This window comes from Streptomyces sp. NPDC049837 (assembly GCF_040674455.1).
Classification (GTDB): Bacteria; Actinomycetota; Actinomycetes; order Streptomycetales; family Streptomycetaceae; genus Streptomyces.
The window spans coordinates 38,952-53,229 of sequence record NZ_JBFAMP010000013.1 but is presented as its reverse complement, the minus strand read 5'-3'; the positions used below and the strand labels follow the sequence as shown (position 1 = coordinate 53,229).

At 74.1% G+C, this 14,278-nt stretch carries 14 protein-coding genes; 7 read left to right on the top strand and 7 right to left on the bottom strand.

From position 1 onward, the window contains the following. Nucleotides 1–6 precede the first annotated feature (6 nt). Entirely contained in the window at nucleotides 7–2,946 is a 2,940-nt protein-coding gene (locus AB0J57_RS29185; protein ID WP_366131325.1) for a beta-N-acetylglucosaminidase domain-containing protein, read from the bottom strand. Nucleotides 2,947–3,215: 269 nt separating this feature from the next. Here AB0J57_RS29185 and AB0J57_RS29180 point away from each other — a divergent pair, with 269 nt between their 5' ends. From AB0J57_RS29180 to AB0J57_RS29165, 4 genes are all read left to right on the top strand, one after another. Further along, nucleotides 3,216–3,464 carry a hypothetical protein gene (locus AB0J57_RS29180; RefSeq protein WP_366131324.1) on the top strand — a complete coding sequence of 83 codons (249 nt, stop codon included), beginning with the start codon at nucleotides 3,216–3,218 and terminating at the stop codon, nucleotides 3,462–3,464. Further along, nucleotides 3,465–5,588 (top strand): 4-alpha-glucanotransferase, encoded by a 2,124-nt coding sequence (gene malQ, locus AB0J57_RS29175; protein WP_366131323.1) that lies wholly within the window; start codon nucleotides 3,465–3,467, stop codon nucleotides 5,586–5,588. Between the two features lie 20 nt (nucleotides 5,589–5,608). Further along, the gene (locus AB0J57_RS29170; RefSeq protein ID WP_366131322.1) at nucleotides 5,609–5,836 is read left to right on the top strand and encodes a hypothetical protein; all 228 of its coding nucleotides are present in this window, start codon (nucleotides 5,609–5,611) and stop codon (nucleotides 5,834–5,836) included. Between the two features lie 208 nt (nucleotides 5,837–6,044). Next, nucleotides 6,045–6,950: an EamA family transporter gene (locus AB0J57_RS29165; RefSeq protein ID WP_366131464.1), complete on the top strand. Its 906-nt coding sequence runs from the start codon at nucleotides 6,045–6,047 to the stop codon at nucleotides 6,948–6,950. 75 nt (nucleotides 6,951–7,025) lie between these two features. Here AB0J57_RS29165 and AB0J57_RS29160 read toward each other — a convergent pair whose 3' ends face one another. After that, nucleotides 7,026–7,253, bottom strand: coding sequence for a hypothetical protein (locus tag AB0J57_RS29160; RefSeq protein WP_366131321.1), 228 nt, complete (start codon nucleotides 7,251–7,253; stop codon nucleotides 7,026–7,028). A gap of 179 nt (nucleotides 7,254–7,432) precedes the next feature. Between AB0J57_RS29160 and AB0J57_RS29155 the strand changes: the two genes are divergently transcribed. Beyond that, the gene (locus tag AB0J57_RS29155; RefSeq protein ID WP_366131320.1) at nucleotides 7,433–8,335 is read left to right on the top strand and encodes a LysR family transcriptional regulator; all 903 of its coding nucleotides are present in this window, start codon (nucleotides 7,433–7,435) and stop codon (nucleotides 8,333–8,335) included. 111 nt (nucleotides 8,336–8,446) lie between these two features. Here the strand turns inward: AB0J57_RS29155 and AB0J57_RS29150 are convergent, their stop codons facing one another. Further along, the gene (locus tag AB0J57_RS29150) at nucleotides 8,447–9,106 is read right to left on the bottom strand and encodes a helix-turn-helix domain-containing protein (protein ID WP_366131319.1); all 660 of its coding nucleotides are present in this window, start codon (nucleotides 9,104–9,106) and stop codon (nucleotides 8,447–8,449) included. Nucleotides 9,107–9,245: 139 nt separating this feature from the next. Here AB0J57_RS29150 and wrbA point away from each other — a divergent pair, with 139 nt between their 5' ends. Both wrbA and alc read left to right on the top strand, forming a co-directional pair. Beyond that, the gene (gene wrbA / locus AB0J57_RS29145) at nucleotides 9,246–9,860 is read left to right on the top strand and encodes an NAD(P)H:quinone oxidoreductase (protein ID WP_366131318.1); all 615 of its coding nucleotides are present in this window, start codon (nucleotides 9,246–9,248) and stop codon (nucleotides 9,858–9,860) included. 48 nt (nucleotides 9,861–9,908) lie between these two features. After that, the gene (alc, locus tag AB0J57_RS29140; protein ID WP_366131317.1) at nucleotides 9,909–11,051 is read left to right on the top strand and encodes an allantoicase; all 1,143 of its coding nucleotides are present in this window, start codon (nucleotides 9,909–9,911) and stop codon (nucleotides 11,049–11,051) included. A gap of 180 nt (nucleotides 11,052–11,231) precedes the next feature. On the opposite strand, the gene AB0J57_RS29135 is transcribed toward alc, so the two are convergent. The 4 genes from AB0J57_RS29135 to AB0J57_RS29120 are packed head-to-tail and all read right to left on the bottom strand — an operon-like array spanning nucleotide 11,232 to nucleotide 14,218. Continuing rightward, entirely contained in the window at nucleotides 11,232–11,855 is a 624-nt protein-coding gene (locus AB0J57_RS29135; protein WP_366131316.1) for an ATP/GTP-binding protein, read from the bottom strand. Next, nucleotides 11,836–12,213, bottom strand: a complete 378-nt coding sequence (locus tag AB0J57_RS29130; RefSeq protein ID WP_366131315.1) for a DUF742 domain-containing protein — start codon at nucleotides 12,211–12,213, stop codon at nucleotides 11,836–11,838. The genes AB0J57_RS29135 and AB0J57_RS29130 overlap by 20 nt, the downstream gene beginning before the upstream one ends. After that, nucleotides 12,210–12,617 (bottom strand): roadblock/LC7 domain-containing protein, encoded by a 408-nt coding sequence (locus tag AB0J57_RS29125; protein WP_366131314.1) that lies wholly within the window; start codon nucleotides 12,615–12,617, stop codon nucleotides 12,210–12,212. Before AB0J57_RS29125 ends, AB0J57_RS29130 begins: the two co-directional genes overlap by 4 nt. Beyond that, entirely contained in the window at nucleotides 12,614–14,218 is a 1,605-nt protein-coding gene (locus tag AB0J57_RS29120; RefSeq protein ID WP_366131313.1) for an ATP-binding protein, read from the bottom strand. Before AB0J57_RS29120 ends, AB0J57_RS29125 begins: the two co-directional genes overlap by 4 nt. Nucleotides 14,219–14,278: the final 60 nt, after the last annotated feature.

Here is a 14,278-nt window from a genome sequence, read left to right as displayed (position 1 = left end):
TGCGTCCTAGGGAGCCGTTACCGCGTAGGCCTCGACCGTGAGCAGTGAGTAGCCGTACTCGGTCGCCCGCGTGTCGCCCTGGACGCGGATGAAGCGGGTGCCCGGGGCGTCCATGCGGACCGCCTCGCGGCCCCCCTTGCCGTCCTGCACGGTCGCCGCCGTGCGCCAGACGCGGCCGTCCGCCGACACCTGGATGCGGTACCGGCTCGCGTACGCGTCCTGCCAGTGCAGCACCACCTGGCCGAGCCGGACCGGCTGGGCCAGCTCCATCTGCCACCAGGCGCCGTCCTCGGCCGGGGAGGACCAGCGGGTGCCGGGGTCGCCGTCGATCGCGGCCGGGGCGGGGAAGTCGGGGGTCTCGTCGCCCGACGAGGTGGCCGTCGCGGTACGGGCCAGATCGGGGCCGCCCGTCGCCGGGTAGGCCCGGACGGTGAGCGTGCGCTCCTGGCCGGCGAAGGACAGCGGCACCCGGTAGTCGCCCGCCGGGGTGTCCGCCGGGACGGTGATGTCGACCGGAACGGTGGCGGCCGTGCCGCGCGGGACGGTGGTCTGCTTCGGGACGGTGACCTTCAGGCCCTTCGGGGCCTTCGCCGTCAGCGTGCCGTGCACCTCGCCGGGCCGCTGGGCGGCCAGCACCGCGTTCACCCGGCTCGGGGCGCCGCCGATCACCGCGTCCGCCTCGGTGTGCGGCAGCTCCAGGCGGGCCTGCGGCTCGTCCGCGAACCACGGGACCAGGGCCCGCACCCCCGGGGACCGCCCGCTCCAGGTGATCCGCACGGCGTCGGCGGCCACGCCCCGCACGGCCGCCTGGGTCCAGCCGCTCGCCGCCAGCTCGCCCAGCCGCCGCCACCCCTCGCCCGGTACGTGCGCCTCGACGGAACCGTTCGCGGGGTGCGCCCCGGGCGCCGTCATCGCGGTGACCGTGTCCAGCGGGCGCGCCCGGTCCAGGCGCACGGTGTACGCCCCGTCCTCGCGCGCGACCGTGCCCGCCCGGCGCGCCGCGCCCGTCCACCGCGCCGCCTCCTCGACGGCCCGCGACAGGAACGGGTCCAGCACGCCGTCGCCGACCGTGACCGGGCTCGACGCCAGCTCCTCGCGCAGCGGCTCCAGCTCCAGCGAGGCCCGCCACGCCGCCGCGCCGTCACCCCGCGACTGCGCCTGGAGCATGTCCACCGCCGCCTCGCCCGCGCGCCCGTACCGCGACAACTGCTCCAGCCACGGCCGCACCTCGTCGTCCAGCAGCCCGTCCGCCGTGCCGGCCAGCCGCTCGGGGGCCTCGCGCATCACCGTGAACGCCGCCCGCAGCCCCCGCGCCGCCCGGTCCCGGGCGCCCGCGTCCGCCGTCGTACTCGCGCGGGTGCGCCAGAAGTCGGCCAGCAGCGGACGGAGGTACGCCGACTCGGTGCGGCTGAGGATGGAGGAGGCGTCGTTCCCGGCGAGGGCGTGCAGCGCCTCACGGGCCTTCGGGTCGCCGCCCGCGAGGTCGTTCAGCGCGGCGTGCCAGGACTCGCCCGGGCGGTAGCCCTTCGGGTTCCAGGCGTAGTCGGCGGCGGTGAAGACGGGGATGCGGGACGCGGCCGCCTGCTCCATCGCGTTGGCCAGCAGGGCTGCGGAACCGGACGCCACGGCCGGCTCACGGCCCATGTAGGGGCCCAGGAAGATACGGTCCTGCGCGTAGTCGTTGACCGGGTAGTTGTCCATGGTGACCAGCGGGTGCCCGAACACGTCCCGGGCGCTCGCCAGTTCGCGGCCGGTGATCGTACGCGGGACGACCCCGACGCCCGTCCACGCCACCTGCACCCGGTCGTCCAGCTCGGCGGCGAGCGCCGTGCGGTACTCGGTGGCGCCGTCCTGGTAGTACTCGGTCGGCATCAGCGTCAGCGGCTCGGCGTCCGGGTACCGGCCGGCCAGGTGCCGCGCCAGTTCCGTCGCCACGCGCGCGTGCGCCCGGGCCGCCGACGCGGGGCCCGAGCCGAAGGTGTCCGCGTCCCTGGAGCAGTGCCACTCGTCGTAGGAGGCGTCCTGGAACTGCACCTGGAAGGCGCGCACCCCCAGCGCGTACATGGCGTCGACCTTGCGCTTGAGCGCCGACAGGTCGTCCTCCGAGGCCAGGCACATCGCCTGGGCGGGCGCCACCGCCCAGGCCAGCGTCACGTGGTTGCGCCGGGCCCGCTCGGCCAGCTCCCGGAACTCGGCCCGCTGGGCCGCCGGGTAGGGCTCGCGCCACTGGGTCTGGCGGTACGGGTCGTCACCGGGGGCGTAGAGGTACCGGTTCTGCTTGGTGCGGCCCATGAAGTCGAGCTGCGCGAGCCGCTGTTGGTGGCTCCAGGGGCGGCCGTAGAAACCTTCCGTCAGGCCGCGCACGGCGGTACCGGGCCAGTCGCGCACGAGGACGCCGGGCACCGCCCGGTCCGCGGCTATGAGCTGGCGCAGCGTCTGGACGGCGTGGAACAGCCCGTCCGTGCCGACACCGTCCACGGCGACCGTGTCACGGCCCTCGTACCGGCCGGTCGCGATGCGGTACCCGCCCGACGGCAGGTCGCCGCGCTCGGGCGCACGCAGGGCGCGCAAGGCGCTCTGCGCGCCGGTGCCGCCCAACAGCACAACCGGCCCGCGTCCGTCCGGTCCGGTGTGGACGGTGCGCACACCGGCGCCGCGCAGGATGTCCCGGAGCGCGCTCACGGCGTACGGGTCGGCGCCCTCGCCCGCCAGGAGCGTCACCTCGTCACCCAGCGGCACCGCCGTGCCGGCCGCGCGGAGCGACTGTGGGCGCGGCCACACCGGGGGCAGCGCGGCGCCGTCCCGCTCGGGCACGGTCGTGGTGGGGGAGCCGGGCCCGCCGGGTGCGGCGACCGCGCCGGGAGCGCCGCCCAGCAGCCCGCCGATCACGGCGACGGCGACGGCCGTCGCGGTCCGCTTCCCGCGGCCGAAGCGCCCGAACTGCACGCGCGTCTCCCCTCGTCTTTCGTTGTTCTGCGAGTAGCTTTGCCGGTGGCCCGACCGGTGGCTGAACCGGTCGGTTTCGAGCCCACCACCGACTCGCCGAAGGTGTCAATGTGCGTGGCCGTTGTGTCGTATTTGCCTACCGGGGTACGGGAGGCGGTCCAATTCCCGTCACGGGAACGCCATGTGACCGACGCCACGTTGGACGGATGTGTGGCCGCCCACTGGGTAGGGCTGCTGTGTCCCACTGTCACCCGCACAGGGAGGCCACCATGGCCGCTTCAGCCCAGCTCCTGCTCACCGCCCTCTCCAAACAGGTCCCCGAACAGGCCCCCGGCCAGGTCCTGGGCCCGGCCTTTCCGGCGGATCTGCCCGCCGCCGACACCCCGCTGACCAGCGAGCCGCCGCTCGCCGACGCCACCCCCCTCACCAGCGAACCCGCACTCACCGACTTCACCCCCCTGACCAGCGAGCCGACCGCGCACCGCACGGCCGGCGGACCGGAGTCCACAGGAGCCTGAATGACCCTTGCCCGGCTCGCCGCGCTGCACGGTGTCGCCACCGCGTACTCCCCGTCCGCGGGCGTCACCGTCCCGGTCCCCGACGCCACGGTGGTGGAGGTCCTCGCCGCCCTGGACGTCGACGCCGCCACGCCCGGGGCGCTGCGCGCGTCCCTGGCCGCCACCGAGGCGGCCAGGGACGCCCGGCTGCTCCCGCCGGTGCTGGTGCTGTGGCAGGACGGCCCCCGCGAGGACGCGGCCCCACAGGGGCGCCCGCCCGAGCTGCCCCGCCCGCTCGCGGCGCTCCCGCCGGGCACCGACGTGCGGATCACCACCGAGCACGGCGACGAGATCTCCGGCACGCCCCGCTGGGCCCGCCTCCCGCTGGGCGTGCACCGGCTGTGGGCCCGGGCGCGCGACGGGCGCACCGCGCACAGCACGCTCGTCGTGGCCCCCGCGCGCGTGCCGCAGCCCTCCGGGCGCGGGTACGGCGTGCTGGTCCAGCTCTACTCGCTGCTGTCCACCCGGTCCTGGGGCATGGGCGACCTCGGCGACCTCCGCGAGCTGGCCGACTGGGCGGGGCGGGCGCTGGGAGCCGGGTTCGTGCAGGTCAACCCCTTGCACGCGGCCGTTCCCGGCACGCCCACCGACCCCTCGCCGTACCGCCCCTCCTCGCGGCGCTTCCCGGACCCGGTCCACCTGCGGATCGAGGACGTCCCCGAGTACGCGTACGTACGCGGCCATCTCAGCGTCGAGGAGCGCACCGAGCTCGACGCGCTCATCGGGCGCGCGGCGGAACTGCGCGAAGGGGTGCTGCGCAAGGGCGAGTTGATCGACCGCGACGCGGTGTGGGTGCTCAAGCGGCAGGCCCTGGAGCTGCTGCGGCGCGTGCCGCTCGGCCCCGGGCGGCAGGCCGCCCTGCGCGAGTTCCGCGCCGCCCAGGGACAGGCGCTGCTGGACCACGCCACCTGGTGCGCGCTGGTCGAACGGTACGGCGCCGACCGGCGGCAGTGGCCCGAGGGCCTGCGCGACCCGCGCTCGGCCGCCACCGCGCGCGAGCGCGACGAGCTGGCCGACCGGGTCGACTTCCACTGCCGGCTCGCCTGGCTCACCGACGAGCAGCTCGCCGCCGCCGCGCGGACCGCCCGGGAAGCGGGCATGGCCGTCGGGATCGTCCACGACCTCGCGGTCGGCGTGCACCCGGACGGCGCCGATGCGTGGGCGCAAGGAGAAGCGTTCGCCGCCGGGATGTCGGTCGGCGCCCCGCCGGACGCGTTCAACGCCCGCGGCCAGGACTGGGGCCTGCCGCCCTGGCGCCCCGACGCGCTCGCCGCCTCGGGCTACGCCCCCTACCGGGAGCTGCTGCGCGGGCTGCTGCGGCACGCGGGCGCGCTGCGCATCGACCACGTCATGGGGCTGTTCCGGCTCTGGTGGGTGCCCGAGGGCCGGGAGCCCACCGAGGGGACGTACGTCCGGTACGACGCCGACGCCATGCTCGCGATCCTCGCCCTGGAGGCCCACCGCGCGGGCGCCGTCGTGATCGGCGAGGACCTCGGCACGGTCGAGCCCGGCGTACGGGAGTCCCTCCAGCGGCGCGGTGTGCTCGGCACGTCCGTGCTGTGGTTCGAGCGGGACTGGGAGGGTACGCGGCGGCCGCTTCCGCCCGGGACCTGGCGGGCGGACTGCGTGGCCACCGCCACCACGCACGACCTGCCGTCCACCGCCGCCCGGCTGACCGGCGAGCACGTCGAGCTGCGCCACCGGCTCGGGCTGCTCACCCGCCCCCTGGACGAGGAGCGGGCCGAGGACGCCGAGGAGGTCGCCGAGTGGCTGGCGTACCTGCGGGAGCTGGGCCTGCTGGAGGAGGGCCCGCGCGACGAGGAGGCCGAGATCCGCGCGGTGTACCGCTTCCTGCGCCGCACACCCGCCCGGATGGCCGGGGTCTGGCTCCCGGACGCGGTGGGCGACCGCCGCCCGCAGAACCTGCCCGGCACCTGGGACCAGTACCCGAACTGGCGACTGCCGATCGCCGACGCGGAGGGCCGCCCCGTCACCCTGGAGGACCTGTCCGTCTCGCCGCGCCTGCACGCCCTGATGGACGTGCTGCGCCCGGCAACGGCCCCCCCGGACGCGCGGGGTCTTTAGGCGTTCGCTACGTTTGCACCGTGGACAAGAAGAACGCCCTGCGCGCCGGCGCCGTCGCGGCCGGTACGACGCTGATGATGCTGCTCATGTCGTCCCCCGCGCTCGCGCTCACCCGCGACGACGGTGACGACCCGGGTTCCGGCCTGAGCGTGGCCGAGACCCTCGGCCTGTACGTCGCCGCCCCGATCGTGCTGTTCGCGGTGATCGCGGGCCTGGTCATGGTGCTCGACAAGTCCAAGAAGGTCTGACTTCGGCTCACTCGCCGACCCGCCCGGGTGGTACCCCGTACCGCCCGGGCTCAGCTATCCCCAAACCGTTCAGGTTTGCTGAATAAATAGATGAAAAAGTTTCGATGGACCTAAGTGGTACCGCGCTGCGACGGTAGATCCCGCAACCGACATCCCCTCGTGGGGAGAGAGGCAAGGGATAACCGTGGCAGTCCTGGACCGCGTCCGTATCGATGAGCCGACGACCGGAAGGGGTGTGGTCGTCGGGGCCTCCGGCCTCGGGCTCCTCCTCGCGGCCGTCGCGACGGTCGTCTGGTCGGGCAGCTTCGTCACCTCCCGCGCCCTCCACGACTCCGTCCCGCCCGTGCAGGCCGCCTTCTGGCGCTGGGTCGTCGCGATCCTCGCCGTCGCCCCCTTCGCCGCCCGTCGGGCGTGGCGCGAGCGGAAGCTCATCCGCGGTCACCTGGGGTTCGTCACCCTCGCGTCCCTGCTCGGCGTCACCGTCTACAACACCCTCGTCAACCAGGCCGGGCTCACCACTTCCGCCGGCACCATGGGCATGGTCATGGCCGCCTCGCCGGTCCTGATGGCGCTGTACGAGAGGCTCGGCGGCGCCCGGCTGGGCCCGCGCCGCCTGACCGGCATGCTGACCGCCTGCGCCGGCGTGCTGCTCCTGGTCGGCAGGGGCTCCCTCGTGCCCGACCTGGCCGCCGGCGACCTGTGGATCGTGGCCGCCGCGGTGTGCTTCGCCTCGTACAGCGCCCTGCTCAAGCGGCGGCCGGCCGAACTGGGCGGACCGGTCTTCCTGTTCGCCACCTTCGTCCTCGGCGCCCTGGTGCTGCTGCCCGCGTACGGCGTGAGCCTCGCCGTGCAGGGCGGCTTCGAGCCCACGGCCGGCACGGTGGGGCCGCTGGTGTACGTCGGCGTCCTCTCCTCCGCCGTGGCCTTCTTCGCCTGGAACAAGGCGATCGCGCTGATCGGGGCGGCCCGGGCGGGCGTCGTGTACTACCTCCAGCCGGTGTGCGTGGCGCTGCTGTCCTGGGCGCTGCTCGACGAGTCGATGGGCCCGTCGCAGTTCCTGTGCATGGCGCTGATCCTGGGCGGTGTGCTCCTGGGGACGGCCAGGCCGAGGTGAACCGGCGTGAGGGCCTCGCACCGCCGGTGGCCGGGCGGTGGACGAGGCCCTCACGAGCGTTGGCGCGACGGGCGGTCAGTGGGCGTGGCCGGCGGGGGTGCTGTCCCCGCTGCCGTCGTCGCTGTCGCTGTCGCTGTCGCTACCGCCGTCGCCGTCGTCCGGGTCTGTCGTCCCGGTCTGGACGGTGACGTCGTGGTGTGTGGCGCCGCCGGGCGCGGCGGTGGCCGTGGTGGTGAGTCCGAGCGTCGTGGCGAGAAGAGCCAGGGCCGCGACCAGCGCGGCGGTCGACTTGCGCAGTGCCATGCGGATGTCCCCCTACGGAGTTCCGGGCCGGATGCCCGTGCTCGTGCGCCGGGCGCGCCAAGGAGTTTCCAAGTCCGGGATGGTGGGCGGCAACCGGTATCGGGCTCGATGTCCTGGAGACGCCAAAGATCCTTATTGGTAGAGGAAGGCCGGAAATCTCCTTGTGTAGGTTGCGGGGCATGACCGAGTGGGACATCAAGAAGCTCCAGATCCTCCGCACCCTGCGCGACCGGGGGACGGTGACCGCCACCGCGGAGGCGTTGCTGATGACCCCTTCGGCCGTGTCGCAGCAGCTCACCAACCTCTCCAAGCAGCTCGGCGTGCGGCTGCTGGAGGCCCACGGGCGGCGCGTCCGGCTCACCGACGCGGCGCACCTCGTGCTGCGGCACGCCGAGGCGGTGTTCGCGCAACTGGAGCGGGCGGACGCCGAGTTGGCCGGGTACCTCCAGGGGGAGGCGGGGGAGGTCCGGGTGGGGGCGTTCTCCACCGCCGTGCCCGCGCTGGTCGTGCCGGCGGTGCTGCGGCTGCGCGCCGCGCACCCGGGCCTGGAGGTCCGGGTGCGGGAGGCCGAGGCGGCCGAGGCGTACGAGCTGCTGTCGGCCGGGCAGGTGGACCTGGCGCTGTCCCTGGCGGCGCACGCGCCGACGGCCCGTGACCCCAAGTTCAGCCGTGTGCCGCTGCTGGCCGACCCGCTGGACGTGGCCCTCCCGGCGGGCCACGCGCTGGCCGCGGCGCCGGGGCTGCGGCTGGCCGACCTGTCGGGGGAGCGGTGGATCTTCGGGGGCAGCGGGCCCTGGTCGGAGATCACCAGAGCGGCGTGCGAGGCGGCCGGTTTCGTGCCGGAGCAGGCGCATTCGGCCGCCGGATGGACGGCGATCCTGGCGATGGTGGAGGCGGGGATGGGTATCGCGCTGGTGCCCCGCATGGCGGCCGCCGAACGCGCGTCGGGCGTGGTGATGCGGGTCCTGGAGGCAGACCAGCCGCGCCGCCACGTCGTCGCGGCGGTCCGCCGTGGTGCGGAGTCGGCTCCCGCCGTCTCGCGGCTGCTCGCCTCGCTCCGCGAGGTGGCGGCACACCGGTGACCCCGGCGGCCTGACCCCGGCGGTCCGGTGACCCTGGCGGTCCGGTGACCCCGGCGGTCCGGTGCGGTCCGGTGACCCTGGCGGTCCGGTGCGGTCCGGTGACCCCGGCGGTCAGCGGGGGCGGGCGAGGCCCAGGAGGAGGGTGTCGGCGGCGGCTTTGATCTCGTCCGGTGTCCGCGCGGCGTCCCGGGTCAGATGGTGCAGCAGGCTCGGCATGAACGGCGCGAGCAGCATGTGGGCCAGCAGGGAGGCGTCGGCCTCCGGGTGGACGCGGGTGACGAGCACGGTCACGTGCGTGTGCATGGTCGCGTACGCGCCACTGCTGTAGCGGGCGCTCGGCGCGGCCGCCTCCGCCGCGAGCATCATGTCGAGCTGGTCGGTGACGCGGTCGGCGAGCGCGTGCAGGAAGGCGCGCAGCCGCTCCAGGGGCGGGGCGTCGGGGCCCAGCGGCGGCGGGCCGGTCATGAACGCCTCCTGGAACTGCTTCTCGCGTTCGTCGAGCAGCGCGAACAGCAGTTGGGCGACGTCCCCGAAGCGGCGGTAGACCGTGCCCACGCCGATTCCGGTCTCGTGCGCGACCGCGTTCATCGTCAGCGCGCCCGGGCCCTTCTCCGCGACGATCCGCGCGGCCGCCTCCAGGATGCGGCGCCGGTTGCCGGCGGCGTCGGCCCGCTCCGAGCGCGCGGCGCGTTTCACCCGTCCCGCACGCTCCACGTCCTCGCCGGTGGGTCCGCCCGCGAGCGGGAGGTGGGGGCGCTGCGGCTCGTTCATGCTCCCAGCATAGACCTCGTACCGGAAAACTATCCGCTTCTTCCCGAGAACCTCTTGCCAAACGGATTCCTATCCGGTTGACTCGTCGACGTCAGCAAGCGGATAACAATCCGCTTCACGCTCCCGAAGGGTCCACGCCATGTCACCCAAGATCGCCGTCATCTACTACTCGGCCACCGGCAACGTCCACACCCTCGCCGAGGCCGTCGCCGAAGGGGCCGAGAAGGCCGGCGCCGAGGTCCGCCTGCGCCGGGTCCCCGAGCTCGCTCCCGAGGTGGCCATCGACTCGCTGCCCGCGTGGCGCGAACACGTCGAGGCCACCCGGCACGTGGAGGTGGCCACCCTCGACGACCTCTCCTGGGCCGATGCCTACGCCTTCGGCACGCCCACCCGGTACGGCAATGTGTCCTCGCAGCTCAAGCAGTTCCTCGACACCACCGGCGGCCTGTGGCAGCAGGGCACCTTCGTCGACAAGCCCGCCACCGGCTTCGTCAGCGCGGCCAACACGCACGGCGGCAACGAGTCCACGCTGCTCGCGCTCTACAACACCTTCCACCACTGGGGTTCGCTGATCGTCTCGCCCGGCTTCACCGACCCGGCGGTGTACGCGGCGGGCGGCAACCCCTACGGCACGGCCCACCCCTCCTCCGCCGGTGCGCCCGGCGACGAGGTGCTCAACGCCGCCCGCTACCAGGGCCGGCGGCTGGCCGGAATCACCGCCCGGCTCCTTTCAGCGGGGCTTAACAGCCAGTGAAGAAACTTCCACTGGACCTGACGGGTCCGGCGGCGGGAGAGTCGGCGCATGACCTTCGACGCCAGCCTCACCGGCCCGGACCAGGACCCGCACGCCAACGACGCCGCTCCCTACGGCGGCGGTGACCCCTACGCCGACTACCGCGCCGGTGACTTCCCGTTCACCGAGCTGGTCGACCTGGCCGACCGCCGCCTCGGCGCCGGGGTCGTCGCCGCCAACGACGAGTTCTTCGCCGAGCGCGAGAACCTCCTCGTGCGTGAGCGGGCCGTCTTCGACCCGGAGCACTTCGGGCACAAGGGCAAGATCATGGACGGCTGGGAGACCCGCCGCCGGCGCGGCACCGACGGCGACAGCCCCTTCCCCGCCCCCGAGGACCACGACTGGGCGATCATCCGCCTGGGCGCACCCGGCGTCATCCGCGGCATCGTCGTCGACACCGCCCACTTCCGTGGCAACTACCCGCAGCGCGTGTCCATCCAGGCCACCTCCGTCGCCGGCTCGCCCAGCCCGGAGCAGTTGCTCGGCGACGACGTGAAGTGGGAGGAGCTCGTCCCGCCCACCCCCGTACGCGGCCACGCCGCCAACGGCTTCGAGATCCGCGCCGAGCGCCGCTTCACCCACCTGCGCCTGTGCCAGCACCCCGACGGCGGCATCGCCCGCCTGCGCGTCCACGGCGAGGTGGTGGCCGACCCCGAGTGGCTGGAGCTGCTCGGCACGATCGACCTCGTCTCCGTACTCAACGGCGGTGCGTACGAGGACGCGTCGGACAAGTTCTACTCGTCGCCCACGCAGATCATCCTGCCCGGTACGTCCCGCAAGATGGACGACGGCTGGGAGAACCGCCGCCGCCGCGTGCGCGGCACCAACGACTGGGTGCGCTTCCGCCTCGCCGCCCAGGGCGCCGTCCGGGCCGTCGAGATCGACACCGCGTACCTCAAGGGCAACTCCGCGGGCTGGATAGCCCTCCAGGGGCGCGACGGCGAGAGCGGTGACTGGTTCGAGATCATCCCGCGCACCCGCCTCCAGCCCGACACCCCGCACCGGTTCGTACTGCCCGAGGCGGCCGTCGCCACCCACGTCCGGCTCGACGCCTTCCCCGACGGAGGCATCGCCCGGATGCGCCTGCACGGCTCGCTCACCGACGAGGGCGCGGCCGCCCTCCGGGCCCGCTGGGACGGGCTGAACGGCTGACCGGCCTCCGCCCGGCGGACGGCCGCGCACCGATCGCCCATCCGCCGGGCGGTTTTCATCACCTTTTCATCACGAGGGGCGCCCCACAGGGGAGGGCGCCCCTCGTCGTGCTGCCGTGCGGCAGCGGCCGGGATGCCGCCAGGGTCAGGCTGCCGCCATCAGGTCAGGAAGCCTCCGGGGTCACGATGCCTCCGGGGTCACGGCGAGGGAGTGCAGGTAGCGCATCAGCGTCATCAGGACGTCCCGGCTGGAGTCACGCCGCCGGGCGTCGCACGGGACGATCGGCACGGACTCGGGCAGGTCCAGGGCGCCCCGCAGCTCCTCCACCGGGTACTCGGGCGCGTCGGGGAAGGAGTTGACGGCGACCACGAAGGGGACGCCGCGCTCCTCCAGCCTGCCGATCACGTCGAAGCTGACCTCCAGCCGGCGGGTGTCGACCAGGACCACCGCGCCCAGCGCGCCCTCGAACAGGCCGCGCCACAGGAACCAGAAGCGCTCCTGGCCGGGGGTGCCGAAGAGGTACAGCACCAGTTCCTCGTTGATGCTGATCCGGCCGAAGTCCATGGCCACGGTGGTGGATTTCTTGGTCCGCTCCACGCCCGCCGTGTCGTCGACGCCGACCCCGGCCTGGGTCATCGTCTCCTCGGTGGTCAATGGCCGGATCTCGCTCACCGAGCCCACCAGGGTGGTCTTGCCCACCCCGAAGCCGCCGACGATCACCACCTTGACCGCGGCGGTGGCCGTCGCCGGCAGGGCGTCCTCGTGGCGCGGCCCGGCGGGTGGCTCAGAGCTTCTGAAGTCCATCGATCACTGCCTCAATCAATGCGAGGTCGGGGAGTTCGGCGCGGGCGACGGGCGCGCGGGCCAGGACGTCTCCGGCGGTGAGCAGGTCACCGACCAGGACGGTCACCACGCTCACGGGCAGGGCGAGGTACGCGGAGATCTCGGCCACCGACAGCGGAGCCTGGCACATCCGCATGATCGCCGAGTGCTCCGGCTGCATACCGGGCCTGGGCCCCGACCTGGCCACGATCAGGGTGACCAGGTCGAGCGGGGCGGACCCTAATGAGCCACTGCGGCCACCGGTGATCACGTACAGCCGCTCGGGACTGTGGTCCTCCCAGCCGTGGCCCTCACCGCGCGGGTGATCCGGGTCGCTCACGCGGGCTGCCCGTCGCGGCGGGGCGGGCTGCTGAGGTGCTCTCCGATCCGTGCCACCAGGTCGCGCATCCGCTGACCCATCAGTCCGGCGTCGACGCCCTCGTCGGCCAGGACGGCGAGGTAGGCCCCGGCGCCGGCCGCCATCAGGTAGAAGAACCCGCCGTCCATCTCGATCACGACCAGCCGCATCCGGCCCTCGCTCTGCGGGAGTTCGGCCGCGACCGCGCCCGCGAGGCTCTGGAGACCGGCGCAGGCGGCGGCCAGCCGGTCGGCGGTGTCGGTCTCGGCGCCGTACTGCGCCATGCGCAGACCGTCGGCGGAGAGGACGATGACGTGGCGGGTCTGCGGAACGCTCTCGGCCAGGTCCTTGAGCATCCAGTCCATATCGGGCCGCTGCTGACTCATGGCTGTTCCCCCTTGCTCGCCGGGGCCGGCGAGGCGTCGCTGTTCTGGTCTGCGCCGGTCTGGCGTTCACCGGACAGGCCGCTCTGGAAGGCGGCCAGCCACATACCGGGCTGCACCTGGGGTGCGGGGTCCGGTTCGGTCGTGGCGGTCCGGGTGGTCGTGGTGGTCGTGGTGGTCGTGCTGGGGTCCGCCGAAGCGGTGGTCTCCGCCGTGGCCGTGGCCGTGGCCGTGGCGGTCGTCGCGGCGGGCTCCGCCGTCACCCGGGTCTTGCGGCGCCGCTGCGGCAGGCCGCTCGGGGTCCGCTCGGTGACGACGGGCGCGTCGGGCCCCGCCGTGGACGGGCCGGTGACCTGGCGGACCGGGCCGGCAGGCTGCCCGGCCGCCTCCCGTGCGGCCGGTGCCAGGGCGCCCCGGGGCCCGGAGGAGGTGCCGATGCCGTGGGCGAGGCCCGTCGCGGAGGAGGCGGTGGTGATCAGGTCCTGCGGCACGACGAGGACGGCACGGACACCGCCGTACGCGGACGAGCGCAGCGAGACCTGGAAGTCGTACGCCTGCGACAGCCGGCCCACCACCGCGAGGCCCAGGCGCGGTGTCTCGCCCAGGTCGTTGAGGTCGATGCCCTGCTGGGCCTGGCGGAGCATGCGCTCGGCCCTGCCCCGGGCCTCCTCGCTCATGCTCACGCCGCCGTCCTCGATCTCGATGGCGATGCCCGCGTTCACGTCCACCGCGGTCAGGTGGACCTTGGTCTGCGGCGGGGAGTAGCGGGTGGCGTTGTCCAGCAGTTCGGCCAGCGCGTGGATGAGGGGCTCGACGGCGGGACCGACGACCGCGACCTCGGAGACCGAGTGCAGCTCGACGCGCTGGTAGTCGATGATCCGCGACATCGCGCCGCGCAGCACGCTGTACAGCGGCACGGCCTTGCTCCACTGGCGGCCCGGCCGCGCACCGCCGAGCACGGCGATGGAGTCGGCGAGCCGGCCGATGAGCGCGGTGCCGTGGTCGAGCCGGAGCAGGTCACCGAAGACGCTCGGGCTCTGCCCGTGCCGGTCCTCCATGTCCCGCAGTTCCTGGGCCTGTTGGTGCACGATGGCCTGGACGCGCCGGGCGATGTTCACGAACGCCCGCTGCGCCGACTCGCGCAGGTCCTCCTCGGCGACCACGGCGTCCAGCACCGAGCGCAGCACCGCGAGGTGGCCGGCCCGGAACTCCGGCGTCAGCCCGGGCGCGTAGGCGTCGGCGGCCTCCAGCGAGGCGAGGACGTCCTCGGGGAACTCGCCCTTGCGCAGCCGCCCCACGACGTCCGGCAGCAGCGTGTCGGCGAGCCGTACCGTTTCCGCCTCCTGCCGTGCGAGGGCCGTCCGCTGCTCGGCCACCGTCGCCCGGAGGCTCGCCAGCTCCCTGCCGCGCCGGGCGGCCGCACCGCAGGAGAGCGCGACCGCGACGAAGGCGGCGGCCCCGAGCCAGGCGACCGGGGTACGGGCCGGTGCGGAGACCAGGGCCACGGCGACGGCGGTGCCCACCGCGACCAGTAAGGCGGGCAATGCCCAAAGGGCGGGTGAGGCGGGCCCTGGACTTCCGGGCGACGATCCCAGTCGAACCATCAAAACCCTCAAACGATCGAAAGCGAAAGATCAAATGACAAGGACGCAACGGCCCGAAAG